Source organism: Methylobacterium sp. WL103, from assembly GCF_008039885.1.
GTDB lineage: Bacteria > Pseudomonadota > Alphaproteobacteria > Rhizobiales > Beijerinckiaceae > Methylobacterium > Methylobacterium cerastii.
Window position 1 is genome coordinate 22,572 of record NZ_VRUX01000006.1, and the last position, 10,860, is coordinate 33,431.

General features: G+C 62.6%; 16 protein-coding genes and 3 pseudogenes. 10 read left to right on the plus strand and 9 right to left on the minus strand.

The features are described from left to right. Window positions 1-70 precede the first annotated feature (70 nt). The gene (locus tag FV222_RS01040; protein ID WP_187277153.1) at window positions 71-1,495 is read left to right on the plus strand and encodes a sensor domain-containing diguanylate cyclase; all 1,425 of its coding nucleotides are present in this window, start codon (window positions 71-73) and stop codon (window positions 1,493-1,495) included. Between the two features lie 146 nt (window positions 1,496-1,641). On the opposite strand, the gene FV222_RS01045 is transcribed toward FV222_RS01040, so the two are convergent. Beyond that, window positions 1,642-2,205: a PAS domain-containing protein gene (locus FV222_RS01045; protein WP_187277154.1), complete on the minus strand. Its 564-nt coding sequence runs from the start codon at window positions 2,203-2,205 to the stop codon at window positions 1,642-1,644. 297 nt (window positions 2,206-2,502) lie between these two features. Between FV222_RS01045 and FV222_RS01050 the strand changes: the two genes are divergently transcribed. Continuing rightward, window positions 2,503-2,697, plus strand: coding sequence for a hypothetical protein (locus FV222_RS01050; RefSeq protein ID WP_147812684.1), 195 nt, complete (start codon window positions 2,503-2,505; stop codon window positions 2,695-2,697). Between the two features lie 22 nt (window positions 2,698-2,719). Here the strand turns inward: FV222_RS01050 and FV222_RS01055 are convergent, their stop codons facing one another. Further along, window positions 2,720-3,220 (minus strand): MucR family transcriptional regulator, encoded by a 501-nt coding sequence (locus FV222_RS01055; RefSeq protein ID WP_147812685.1) that lies wholly within the window; start codon window positions 3,218-3,220, stop codon window positions 2,720-2,722. A 172-nt stretch (window positions 3,221-3,392) separates the two neighbouring features. Between FV222_RS01055 and FV222_RS01060 the strand changes: the two genes are divergently transcribed. Then, a complete protein-coding gene (locus tag FV222_RS01060; protein WP_281406854.1) occupies window positions 3,393-3,680 on the plus strand; it encodes a PilZ domain-containing protein in 288 nt (95 codons plus the stop codon). A 33-nt stretch (window positions 3,681-3,713) separates the two neighbouring features. Continuing rightward, window positions 3,714-3,839 (plus strand): annotated as a pseudogene (locus tag FV222_RS01065) (SDR family oxidoreductase); the annotation flags it as partial. 847 nt (window positions 3,840-4,686) lie between these two features. Here the strand turns inward: FV222_RS01065 and FV222_RS01075 are convergent. Further along, window positions 4,687-5,244, minus strand: coding sequence for a hypothetical protein (locus FV222_RS01075; protein ID WP_147812687.1), 558 nt, complete (start codon window positions 5,242-5,244; stop codon window positions 4,687-4,689). Between the two features lie 121 nt (window positions 5,245-5,365). Further along, window positions 5,366-5,656 (minus strand): hypothetical protein, encoded by a 291-nt coding sequence (locus FV222_RS30885; protein ID WP_246685265.1) that lies wholly within the window; start codon window positions 5,654-5,656, stop codon window positions 5,366-5,368. A 59-nt stretch (window positions 5,657-5,715) separates the two neighbouring features. Here FV222_RS30885 and FV222_RS01085 point away from each other — a divergent pair, with 59 nt between their 5' ends. Then, entirely contained in the window at window positions 5,716-5,997 is a 282-nt protein-coding gene (locus FV222_RS01085; RefSeq protein ID WP_147812689.1) for a DUF2312 domain-containing protein, read from the plus strand. A 16-nt stretch (window positions 5,998-6,013) separates the two neighbouring features. On the opposite strand, the pseudogene FV222_RS01090 reads toward FV222_RS01085, so the two are convergent. Together FV222_RS01090 and FV222_RS01095 are read right to left on the minus strand one after the other, a co-directional pair. Next, a pseudogene (locus tag FV222_RS01090) lies at window positions 6,014-6,200 on the minus strand (site-specific integrase); the annotation flags it as partial. Between the two features lie 412 nt (window positions 6,201-6,612). Further along, window positions 6,613-6,906 (minus strand): hypothetical protein, encoded by a 294-nt coding sequence (locus FV222_RS01095; protein ID WP_147812690.1) that lies wholly within the window; start codon window positions 6,904-6,906, stop codon window positions 6,613-6,615. Between the two features lie 350 nt (window positions 6,907-7,256). Between FV222_RS01095 and FV222_RS01100 the strand changes: the two genes are divergently transcribed. From FV222_RS01100 to FV222_RS29240, 4 genes are all read left to right on the plus strand, one after another. Continuing rightward, window positions 7,257-7,499 carry a DUF6522 family protein gene (locus tag FV222_RS01100; protein ID WP_147812691.1) on the plus strand — a complete coding sequence of 81 codons (243 nt, stop codon included), beginning with the start codon at window positions 7,257-7,259 and terminating at the stop codon, window positions 7,497-7,499. 118 nt (window positions 7,500-7,617) lie between these two features. Beyond that, window positions 7,618-7,839 carry a hypothetical protein gene (locus FV222_RS01105; protein ID WP_147812692.1) on the plus strand — a complete coding sequence of 74 codons (222 nt, stop codon included), beginning with the start codon at window positions 7,618-7,620 and terminating at the stop codon, window positions 7,837-7,839. Between the two features lie 103 nt (window positions 7,840-7,942). Beyond that, window positions 7,943-8,158: a hypothetical protein gene (locus FV222_RS01110; protein WP_147812693.1), complete on the plus strand. Its 216-nt coding sequence runs from the start codon at window positions 7,943-7,945 to the stop codon at window positions 8,156-8,158. Between the two features lie 133 nt (window positions 8,159-8,291). Further along, window positions 8,292-8,486, plus strand: a complete 195-nt coding sequence (locus tag FV222_RS29240; RefSeq protein ID WP_187277157.1) for a hypothetical protein — start codon at window positions 8,292-8,294, stop codon at window positions 8,484-8,486. Here the strand turns inward: FV222_RS29240 and FV222_RS01115 are convergent. Continuing rightward, a pseudogene (locus tag FV222_RS01115) lies at window positions 8,482-8,814 on the minus strand (helix-turn-helix domain-containing protein); the annotation flags it as partial. The gene FV222_RS29240 and the pseudogene FV222_RS01115 sit on opposite strands and share 5 nt — an antisense overlap. A 208-nt stretch (window positions 8,815-9,022) precedes the next feature. Continuing rightward, a complete protein-coding gene (locus tag FV222_RS29245; protein ID WP_187277156.1) occupies window positions 9,023-9,166 on the minus strand; it encodes a hypothetical protein in 144 nt (47 codons plus the stop codon). Window positions 9,167-9,232: 66 nt separating this feature from the next. Here FV222_RS29245 and FV222_RS01120 point away from each other — a divergent pair, with 66 nt between their 5' ends. Next, a complete protein-coding gene (locus FV222_RS01120) occupies window positions 9,233-9,616 on the plus strand; it encodes a hypothetical protein (protein ID WP_147765414.1) in 384 nt (127 codons plus the stop codon). Between the two features lie 63 nt (window positions 9,617-9,679). Here FV222_RS01120 and FV222_RS01125 read toward each other — a convergent pair. Continuing rightward, window positions 9,680-10,860: IS66 family transposase (locus tag FV222_RS01125; protein WP_147812694.1), on the minus strand; the 1,181-nt coding region annotated here is incomplete at its 5' end.

Consider the following 10,860-nt stretch of genomic DNA (forward strand, 5'->3'; position numbering starts at 1 on the left):
CTGGTTGACTGGGTTCAGCCTGGCGTGTGTCGCCGGTCTTTGCTCAGTGTCCGCGGTCATGCTCCGGGACATGCGCGAGGACGCGACCCAACGGACGGAAATCACGTCGCGCAGCCTGCTGCAGGTGCTGGAGCGGGATATCGCCCGCAACATCGAGCTGTATGACCTGTCCTTGCAGGCGGTCGTCGACGGCATGAAGCGAACGGAGGTGGCGCAAGCTGCCCCCGAGCTTCGTCACATGATCCTCTTCGACCGCTCGGCGACGGGGCTCGGCTTCGGCTTCATCATGGTGTTGAACGCGAGCGGCGACGTCATTCTCAACTCGCAATCGGTCACGCCACGAGTGCTGAACCGAGCAGATGGCGAGTATTTCCAGTACTTTGCCGCTCATAGCGATGATGGGCTCCATGTCAGCCCGCCGGCCATCTCCCGCCTGACGGGGAAATGGGTGGTCATGCTGAGTCGTCGCCTGTCGAACCCCGACGGCTCGTTTGCCGGGGTCGTCGCCGGTGCCATCCATCTCGACTACTTCCGCGGTCTGTTCGCCGCCGCAGGCGTGGCTCGGATCGGCACCGTGACCTTGTACGGACCGGGCGGATCAATCCTGATGCGGGAGCCATTCGACCAGCAGCTGCTGGGCGAAAGCGTCGCTGAGCAGCCGAGCTATCAGCGCATCCTGGCCCACCAAAACGGGAGCTTCGTCGGTCCTGCGATGGTTGGGGAGGGAGAGCGCCGTTTCGTGTTCACCCACGTCGGAGATCAGCCCCTGCAACTCAGCACCGCGATCCCGCCGGCGGATATCTATGCGGACTGGTGGCAGAAAGCCCTGGCGCTCGGTGGAACCGTACTAGCGCTCTGCGGAGCCACCTTAGGGCTGACGTGGCTATTCCGTTGCGAACTCGATCGGCGACGCGCTGCCAAGGTGGCTACGATCGCTCTCAACGTCGAGCTTGAACTGTTGGCAACGACGGATGGGCTGACCGGCTTGTCCAATCGTCGGCGCTTCGATGAGGTTCTCGCTCGGGAATGGTCGCGCGCGGTGCGAACCTCACAGCCGCTCTCGCTGATCCTGCTGGATGCAGACTCCTTCAAGGGGTTCAATGACCGTTACGGGCATCAGAGAGGCGATGAAGCCTTGAAGCTCATCGCTCGGGCGATCGAGGCGGTCATCGGCCGTTCCGGTGATACCGGCTACCGCGTCGGCGGCGAGGAGTTTGCGGTCATCCTGCCCGATACGGACAAGGAGGGCGCCAGGATCGTCGCCAGCCGCATCCAACAGGCTGTGGCCGGCTGGAAGCTGCCTCATGCCAGTAGCAATCACGCGGTGCTTACGGTGAGTTGCGGGTTGGCCCAGATCCCCGAAGCAGTTGCGATGGAACCCGCGGGGCTGTTTCGTGCTGCAGACGCCGCTCTCTACGAAGCCAAAAGATCGGGCCGCAACTGCGTTCGGGTTTCGGATTCAGTGAGTCCTGAGCTGCGCCTGGTCGTAGGCTGAAGCCAGCATCTTCGCATCCCCTCCTCGGCCATGTGAACCGCGATCGACCGGACATTGCGCCGACGCTGGCGGACGCTGTTCCGGCGCAAGGCGATGGGCGACCTACTCTCTGGGCTATACCCGCCCTCGCGAAGTCGCGCATTTGCTCAATGAAGGCTGCCGGCGGTGTGGGTGTATGAACGGGCCAAAGATCGTCCCAGTTCGAGCAGGAGGACATCGGTGAGGTGCTGCAGCAGAGGTGAGCCAGCCTTCTGAATTTCTGCACGCGCAATGAGACAATGGTCGGTCGCAATTTCGAGCCCGGAGGCCGGCTCGTCCAGCTCAGCCATCTGACGACTGTCCGTGATGTCGGTCCAAACGCCGTAGCCGCGCAGCGTCCCATCAGACTGTCGGGTTACGCGACCACGATCCAGGAGCCAGCGGATCTCGCCCGAGGGCAACTGAACCCGATACTCGGCCGAGATGGAGCCCTCCGTGCGACCCATCTTGACGATTTCACCCCGTACCCAATTGCGGTCGTCTGGGTGCAGGCAGTTCAATGCTCTATCCAACGTGATGACCTGAGTGGCGAGGTCGGCATCGCCTGCCACCATCGCAGCGGAGCGAGGATCAAGCCGGACTTCCCCCGTCGTCACGTTCCAATCCCAAATCCCAATGAAGCCCGAGGCTTCCAGAGCCGACACGATCGCCCCTGGCAGTTCCGTCAGCATTGTCGTTCGTCCTCTCTCGTTCACGTTCGCGAGACCAGAGGCGTGCTCTGCAACAAATGTTAGGCCGCAATGCAACCAAAACGGGAATCCTGCGTAACCAGCCGCGATTGTATGCATTATCCATTGCGCACAAACGACCGATCTCGCTAGGCTGTCACCGTCGGGTCATTCGTGACCTGGGAGCGGATTGAGGCCTCCTTGGAAAGCCGAAAGCCCGTGGACCCCACCGCATCTGGTCCTGACACGACGCGTGCACCTCGTCCTGTAAGCGACATCCTGGAACGCCTCGCAGCGACCATGAGAACGACCGGCGCGACCTTCTTCAGAAACGACATCTCTGCCGATGCGTCCGTGCCGTCGGCGGTCGTTGCAGCTCAGGAAAGTGCGAACCTGATCAAGGCGTTCAACGAGATTTCTGACTCGGAGGAGCGCCAGCGCTGTCTTGCCTATGTGCAGGCGGCAGCGCTGGCGGCGAAGGGTAAGAGGCTTTAGGCCCTCACAGCGCGGCCCAATTTCACACCTCCTCTTTGGCGTTCTTCGATCGTCCAACACCTTTGGGCTTCTCGGTGGTACCGTCGGGTACGTCGGCCTCAGAAGCCGTTTTACGCCGCTGCTGACCGAGGCCGAGCGCATGAGCGAGCGCGGAGCGTGTCGCCGAGTAGACGGCAGACGTCATCGGATAGTCAGCTGGTAGACCGTACTTCGTCCGATACTGCTCGGCGGTCAGACCCCGCAGCGTCAGGTGCCGCCTCAGCGTCTTGTAGGACTTGCCGTCCTCGAAGCTGATGAGGGCATCCGGCGTGATCGATTTGCGGATCTGTGCCGCCGTTAGCTTCTCCGGACCGGCGGGCTCGGCGGACGCTGCATTGGCAAGGCCAGACAAGGCACCATGCACATCGGCGAGCAGGGCAGGGAGTTCACTGACCGGCACGTTGTTGTTCGAGACGTAGGCGGCGACAAGATCCGCTGTCAGCTCGATGGTGTTGCTCGTCGGCGCCTGTTCGAGTTCGTCCATAGCTCGCTCTCAATCGCATGCAACCTGCAGAGGTAGGCACACTGCATATATCTCGTCGAAGTGAAAGCCTGGCGTTGAAAATCCTTCCGGATTTTCGAGCAATTCAATCTTTGTGTCAGGCTTTCTGAACCATTCAATGGCTATTCCATCATCATTCGATGGACGAAGTAGCATGGACCAACCTATTTACCCGCGACAGTCTCCGCGCCGCGAGACGATGATCATCGGGGCGCTCCGTACGGATGCCGGGAATGAGATCCCGTGTGTGGTGCGCGACGTTTCGAAGGAAGGTGCCCGGATCTCGGTCTCGCAGAGGGAAGCGCTGTCGGGTTGCGTCGGCCTCACTCTGCAGGGTTCCGAGCGATCCGTGCGTATGCGTATCGTGTGGCGACGAGGTCCATTCGTCGGCCTTTCGATCCTCGGCATCACCAACCCTGTCACCGGGGAGGTGATCGAGTAGGTCCGTGGCGGTTCACTCTCTGCGCTCGCCGTCGCAAAGCGGCGCGGCAGAGCCGAGGAAGTCGCTGCAGCCGTGACATTCCTGTGTTCCGCGCACGCCAGTTTCACCGCCGGCGAGGTCCTGCGGGTCGACCAAGGTTCGGTCATGATCATAGCCTGAGACGCTGGACGGTCCGGCATTCAAAGCTAGGCGATCCTAGGCGTGCCGAGAGGCGGCCCACCGAGAGGGCAGCACCCAGTTCGGTTTGACGAAGTGTCAGGTATGCCTGTTCAGCCAACGTTCCATGTAGTCTGGGTGCTTGGGCTCGGCCGCTTCTGAGGCAGACCCGCCGACGCCACCTCGGCGCACACTACCACCGACCGAGACCGTATGCGTCGGCATCGGCAATCGTGTTTTCGTTGAGAAGGCGCTGACCGCCGTCGGTATGAAGAATCATCGACCGGCAACTTGGAATCCAAGCGATTGTCACCTGAGCCCATATCTGCTTTCGGCTGGAGGTCATAGTACCTCGTACGACAGTACCGGGTCGGATGCGGAACGGCCATTCCCGGGTAGGCCGTCTAATTCTGATGTTGGCGCAAATCCGAGGAGTAGGCCGAGACCGCTATGGGATAATCGACAAGGCGGCCCTACTGGGCCCTGTAGTCTTCCAGCGCGAGGCCGAGCCGGGCGAGCTGCCGGAGCAGCGTTTTGTGCGCTTTGCCGTCCTCAAAGCTGATAATACCGTCAGGCTGAATGAAGCGCCGGATGCTCGGCAGGCGTCAGATCGCGCTGCTTCTCGGTGGCCACGGTGTTCCCAAAGGTGAGGCCCCGGAGGCTTGCATGAACAACTCTGATCGAATTTGGCAGCTTAGCGGCCAAGCGATGATTGTCTGCATTATATACGGCGACAACCTCCGTGGTGAGTTCCACCGAATCGTCCTATTCATTAGCTTCTATAGCCATCCATACTTCTGCGACTTGAGACTCCCTGTGCACAGGCAACACGGAAGCTAAACCTATCAGCTCACCAAAGGGCTCGCGGAAGCCGACGCTTCCAGCGCTCACCGGGTCGCAAGGTGGCGACCTCCTGCTTGCGCGTTGCGGAACGCAGCCGAGCAATGGCGGATTGCGAATTTGCAGTGGCATCAATCTCACCGATAGCGACAGCGGCCGAAGGGGTAGCCGGCCTCTGAGGCTCTACCTCATTAGCAGCCGGCTTTGCTTCAGTCGCTACAGCAAGGGCCTTCGTACGCTTGGCCAGTGGCTTCACACGACGTACCCGCGGCAGCCGCTCCTCTGAAGGTTCTTCACGCACATCAGGGTCTTCAGGCACAACAGGCATATCGAACATCGGCACGAGGCTCGGCAGCACCCGCCGGGCTGGCGTGTGAAGTCGTAAGGGCTCGGAGTGAACCAGGGGCGCAGGCAGCATCTCGGCAGGCTTGTAGGCAACGGCTACCGTCAGGTTCCCCCACAGGTCCTGATCATTATGGGGGCGTGCTGTGGCATCGGCGAGCGAGGCGCGGGATGTACGGGTATGCTTGATCTCGACCGTGAACGGTCGCGCGCTGCGGCGCTTCATGTATGGAAAGATCCTGAAAACATCTGGCTCGGCGATGCAAATCACGCCGACTGCCGATGCACATGATATGCGGTTGCTCTATCCTTTGTCTAGGCCACGTTGGGTTGGATAATTTTCGTCGTCACAAGCTCTTTGACACGATGCCAAGAGCCACAACAACGTAAGCACCGACGAAAAACCAAGTCCTGAATTTCACCACGGTGGGGCCGATCGTGGGGATGCGTAGGTAGAGGCTAGCGACGGCGAGCCCGATGAGTACGAGCGACACGAGGAACGTGATGGTGCGTGGCGGTGAGAGGTTCAGCATGGCCGCATCCTGGCGCCGCATGGTTGAAGAGTGGTGAAGCCAACGAATTGGTCCGTAGCCCGACTGTTGGAGGCCGCTCGTACTGATGGGATTGTCCATCAGCATTAACCCTCCGCTCACCCAAACCCGCGAGGTTGCCGCTCTGCATTCGCTGAGGAGAAAGTATGTCCGACACCATCGACACCGTTGGGATTGCCGGCGACCGTATCCGCTCGATTATCGAGCGCGTGGAGAAGGTGGAGGAAGAGATCAAGGACCTTATGGAGGCCAAGAAGGAAATCTTTCTGGAGGCCAAGGGCGAGGGTCTGGACGTTAAGATTCTCAAGGAGATCCTGAAGCTGCGCAAGCTGGATCAGGACGAGCGGGACGAACACGAAACGCTGCTCGACGTCTACATGCGGGCGATGGATGCTCCGAGCCCAGCGACGATTGCTAAGGCTGCTTGAACAGCGATCGGTATCGTCACCGAGCACAGAGCTGTCGTGGTGGTCGGAGGATCTCCACGGCAGCGCGTCATCTCGTCTTTCACGTCGATGTAGCGCTGCGTAGTCGAGGGATGACGGTGCCCCGCGAGCATCATAATGGCTTTGGGCGAGATTCCGGCGTGTGCGAGCCTCGTGATGAACCAGCGCCGGCCGCTGTGACTGGAGTCACCCGCCTCCAATTGCTTATCCTCGCCGCCATGTCACGCTCCTCATGCCAGCACCCCGCCGACTCTCAGGCCGTCGGTCGTGGCGGCCGATGCGCGTACGATCGCCCAGCGGGCGGTAGCGCTTCGCGAGCGCATCCACGCGAACCGTGCCAAGGGGCTTCCACCCTATTCGCCGCGTGGTGGAAAGGCATCCGCTGAGATCGATGGAGCAGAGCCTCGATTGGAAGTCTTTGAGGGGAGGGCGACCCACTTGGCGAAGGTAACCATTGGTTGACTACTTCGCGCCAAGTTGGTCTTAGCGATCGGCTGCGAAGCCGAGCGCCGGCAGAGCAGCACCGCCTTGGGCAGTAAGTGCGGCCTCGCCGGCGCAGTCGCGAGATGTGCACGCCGTAGCACCATCTCCGTTCGCCTACTCGCTGCGTGCAGCGGCCATAGCCCGGGCCACAACTTCCCGTAGGGCCGTCTGTCCGTCCGCAACGAACCAAGCCTTCAACGCATCCGTGGTGGCGGGCATGTCATCCGGCCTCTCGCGGAACAGATCGGTGTAGCGTGCGAGTTCTCGCTCCAGGAATGTGTCGAGGTAGCTCGGCCCTTTCGCTTTGGCGAGGTCGAGGAGGGCGTCATCGAGGACGCGGCGCATCATCTCTCCGACCATGGCCGAAACGTAGATCGCTTCGGGGCTGCCTTGCTCGGGCTCTTTCAATCCGGTCTCCGTGAGGGGGGAACACTGATCGCGAGCCTGTGCCCGCCAGCAAGGCTCCGTGCAATCGCATCAGCGCCTGCATGAAGCCGATAGCCGTCCTTTGGCTCGAAGTCGCCCAGCGAGGTTGTCCGTGCCTCGGCCACGTCGCCCTGCTCCAGCTCACCGACGCGTCAGCTTATGAGGTTTGCGACCCGAGGCCTCGGACAGGGGGCGGGTTTTGAGGGACCGCATAAACGCCGCCGCTCATGTCCCCTGGGTAGAGGTTTGCCGAATAGTTCACCGATATCTCCCCTACATGCTACCATTGCCCTCAGCTCCGCATCTGCCGCCAAGCTGATCAGGGCTACTTCATGCGATTAGCGCGCAACGATCGCGGCGACTGGATGCTCGATCCCGAGCAACTCCACTCCCGCCTCATGATCAATCCCGGCCTCATGCCGCAGAAAATGAGACTGGCTCTCGTGACGAGCCGGATCGAGGAAGGCGTTGATGCAGATGATGGCAGATCACGCGTGACGATACGTGTCGCCAATGCCACTTGGGAAGGCATCTTCGACCACGACGGAGGTTTGATGAGCGAGAAGATGCTGTAAGCATGTTCCCACTCCAGCCTTAAACGCCCCGCCACCATCTCCAGAACTGCCACGCCAGCAGCCGCGACGACGTTGCCCTGGCCGCCAAAGGTGTGAAGCTCAAACGCAAAGGTCCGACGTGAGCACACAAGCAGCTTCGCCGGACCGCCTGTCCGAAGTCTCTCGCCTAGCCGGTCTCCTCGCCGATCAGGTGCTGGACGCGCAGATCATGAACCGGCCCGTCCCCGACAAGCACATCCGGACGCTGCTCAGCGCCGCCTTCCTTTTAGAGGAGTACGGCGTTCCGCTACCCTCGCTGCTGCAGCAGATCGTCCACGATGCGAAGCGCGGAGCTGACTGATGCGAGGGTCCTTTGAGCGCGCCGGGCTTGAATTCATCCCCGAGAACGGGGGAGGGACGGCATCCGGTTTCGAAAGCGAAAAGCGACGTGAAGGTCAGACGGCATGAAGGGTAAGCTGCGGCCGAGTTTGCACTATCGGCTGATGCTGCCGGCCCGCGGACCGCGGCCCTATGCCGAGGGGTTCCAGGACATCCTACGGCTGATGAAGATGGGGCTCGTCGAGCCGATCGGAGCGATTTCCGCTGAAGGATCGAGGGAGTGGGCGATCACCGACGCCGACCGCATCGCTTTGCAGGACCATACCGATGGCAAGGTGTGATGGACGCGAGCGGCATCAGTTCCGGCAGCGGATCGCGTAGGTGTGAGCGTCCTTGCCTCACGTATTGCATAGGGGCTTGGCGTTGCCGGCCAAATTGCTAAAATCCGTCTACTCGACCTCGCGGCGGGATCATATGATCGCTCAGCCGGATGCCAGAAGCGAAAGCAAGACAGATACGCTTTCCATCCAAGACAACACCCTGACCATTCAGCGTCGTGAGCGTGTGGTTCTCACCAACGAGGGCAGAGCAGAATTACTGAATATAATCAATGCTATGAAGCTGAGAGGTAATACCACGCTTGTTGGTGTCGCCAACGAAATGAAGTGATGCCGTGGCGTTTGAAGAAGCGTGACAGGCTGCTCACTCCGACCCGCAGGCCGCGCTTCGCCAGCTTCTCCTGTAATTCCGGAAGGAAGATCTCGGGCTTGGCCTCGTAGGTCGAAAGGATCAGGCCGGCCTGCGCCTCGATCGTCTGCGAGCGCTGATCCCCGCCATCGGTTTAGGTGCGATCCGCCCCTCTTGCGCGAAGCTCTCGTACCAGCGGATCGCGCTAGTCGCTTACGCCGAACCGCTTAGTCGCCTGACGGCGCGACGCGCCTTCCTCGACGGCGGCCACCACGCGCGCGCGCAGATCAACGGATATAGCAGATGGCATGCGGCTCTCCTGCGAAAGCTGCGCAGGGAATCACATCAAACCCCGACCGGTAAACCCTAATGATTCAGCCCGGTCGGATACCGCTCTAGAGTAAGCGCTCGGTGGAGGCTCGGCGTTGTATTTCGGTCGCGTCGTCTTCCTGAAGGCCGGCTGACCGAGGGGATGACCGTGCGCCGATCTGGATGTTTTGCGGTGACGAGATGCTTTTCTAGCCCGACGTCGTGCTGCGGCGGCCCGACGTCGTGCTGCGGCGGCCCGACGTCGTGCTGCGGCGTGCTGACAGGGAAAGGATCAATCCCAAATCGGCCTGTGCGGTCGACAAAGCGCCCTGCGTCCACACCAGAATGATCATCGTGCGGGCTTCTAACTTTCTAGCTCACCGGCGACCCTGATGGCTCCTCTCACCGGAGCCCAACCCATGGCCGACGCGACCGACGACGACCTCCCCGAGATCCTGATCCGCCGGAAGCGCAAGCACGCGAGAGCCCAGGCGAACAGCACCGCCCGGCGCAAGGCCAGGAACGCACCCCGCCGGGACGACCTGGCGCGTGCCGCCTACTACGTGCTCCTCCTGACCATGGAGGAGGCCGAGAAGCAGGGCGAGATCGAGCGCGCCAATCGTATGCGCCACCGCATGCTCCTCATGATGGAGGATGCCCTGTTCGACCGGGCAGCCTCCGCCATGGCCTTTGATGGACATGCCGACACCGTGATCCAAGACGTCAAAGCCTGGGTCGGCGCGCGCAGGTTCGCAAAGCGCAGAGAGGCTGAGGCTGCTCGGTCAGCCGCTGATACGAAGTAACGGGGGAGTACGCGGGGTGGATCTCAGCCGCTGACGAAGGCGGCTCAGGTCGGCGGTTCGCGGTCAGGCGGCCTGAGCGAGCCCCGTAAGCGGGGTCCAATTCCACGGCAGCAGGTCGCGGAGGCGTCGAGCCGGATGCTCGGCGATGCGGGTGAGGACGTCCCGCAGGTAGGCCTCGGTATCGAGGCGGTTCAGCTTGGCCGTCTCGATCAGGGTGTAGAAGGCGGCCGCCCGCTCGGCGCCCCGATCCGAGCCGGCGAACAGGTAGTTCTTGCGCCCGACGGCGACGCCACGAAGCGCCCGCTCGGCCGGGTTGTTGTCGAGCCCGATCCGGCCGTCGTCGAACACTCGGGTCAGCGCGCGCCAGCGGGTCAGCATGTAGCGGAACGCCTTGGCCAGATCCGAGGGGCCAGAGAGCTGCGGCAGGATCGTCTCGGCCCAGGCTCTTAAGGCATCGGCCAGCGGGCGGGACCGGTCCTGGCGCCGTCGGTGTCGTTGATCGGGCGGCTGGCCGGCAATCTCGCGTTCGACCGCATAGAGGGCGCCGATGCGCTCCAGCGCCTCTCCGGCGATGGCCGAGCCGGTCTTGGCGTGCACGTCGAAGAACTTGCGCCGGGTGTGGGCCCAGCACGCCGCCTCGATCAGGGCACCGCCGGTGCGCCCGCCCTCGTAGAGGCGGTTGAAGCCGGCATAGCCGTCGGCGTGCAGCACGCCCTGGAACCCGGCCAGATGCGCCAGCGGCCGCTCGCCTCTGCGGTCGGGGGAAGCCAGGAACACGGCGGCCGGCGGACGCACGCCGCCGTGGGGGCGCTCGTCGCGCACATAGACCCAGAGCCGTCCGGTCTTCGTCCGGCCCAGGCCCGGCGCCAGCACTGGGACGGGGGTGTCGTCGCCATAGAGGACATCCGAGCCTGCCAGGACGTCCTGGCGGAGCAGGTCGACCAGCGGCGAGAGGGCGGCGGCCGTCGCGCCCACCCAGCCCGACAGGGTCGAGGTGGCCAGGTCTACCCCGTCCCGGGCATAGATCTCGGCCTGGCGGTAGAGCGGCAGGTGATCGTCGAACTTGGCCACCGCGATATGGGCCAGCAGCCCGGCTCCGGCGCGCCCACGGGCAATGGCGTGATGCGGGGCGGGCGCCTGCACCATCCCCTCGCAGGATCGGCATGCGAACGCCTCGCGCACGTGCCGGACCACCTTGAAGCGGCCGGGCACGTAATCGAGGGTCTCCGTCACGTCCTCGCCGA

Coding starts and splice junctions, on each gene's coding strand:
- FV222_RS01040 (WP_187277153.1), top strand. CDS start 71: ATGCGCGAGGACGCGACCCAACGGACGGAAATCACGTCGCGCAGCCTG.
- FV222_RS01045 (WP_187277154.1), bottom strand. CDS start 2,205: ATGCTGACGGAACTGCCAGGGGCGATCGTGTCGGCTCTGGAAGCCTCG.
- FV222_RS01050 (WP_147812684.1), top strand. CDS start 2,503: ATGAGAACGACCGGCGCGACCTTCTTCAGAAACGACATCTCTGCCGAT.
- FV222_RS01055 (WP_147812685.1), bottom strand. CDS start 3,220: ATGGACGAACTCGAACAGGCGCCGACGAGCAACACCATCGAGCTGACA.
- FV222_RS01060 (WP_281406854.1), top strand. CDS start 3,393: ATGGACCAACCTATTTACCCGCGACAGTCTCCGCGCCGCGAGACGATG.
- FV222_RS01075 (WP_147812687.1), bottom strand. CDS start 5,244: ATGAAGCGCCGCAGCGCGCGACCGTTCACGGTCGAGATCAAGCATACC.
- FV222_RS30885 (WP_246685265.1), bottom strand. CDS start 5,656: ATGCTGATGGACAATCCCATCAGTACGAGCGGCCTCCAACAGTCGGGC.
- FV222_RS01085 (WP_147812689.1), top strand. CDS start 5,716: ATGTCCGACACCATCGACACCGTTGGGATTGCCGGCGACCGTATCCGC.
- FV222_RS01100 (WP_147812691.1), top strand. CDS start 7,257: ATGCGATTAGCGCGCAACGATCGCGGCGACTGGATGCTCGATCCCGAG.
- FV222_RS01110 (WP_147812693.1), top strand. CDS start 7,943: ATGAAGGGTAAGCTGCGGCCGAGTTTGCACTATCGGCTGATGCTGCCG.
- FV222_RS29240 (WP_187277157.1), top strand. CDS start 8,292: ATGATCGCTCAGCCGGATGCCAGAAGCGAAAGCAAGACAGATACGCTT.
- FV222_RS29245 (WP_187277156.1), bottom strand. CDS start 9,166: ATGATCATTCTGGTGTGGACGCAGGGCGCTTTGTCGACCGCACAGGCC.
- FV222_RS01120 (WP_147765414.1), top strand. CDS start 9,233: ATGGCCGACGCGACCGACGACGACCTCCCCGAGATCCTGATCCGCCGG.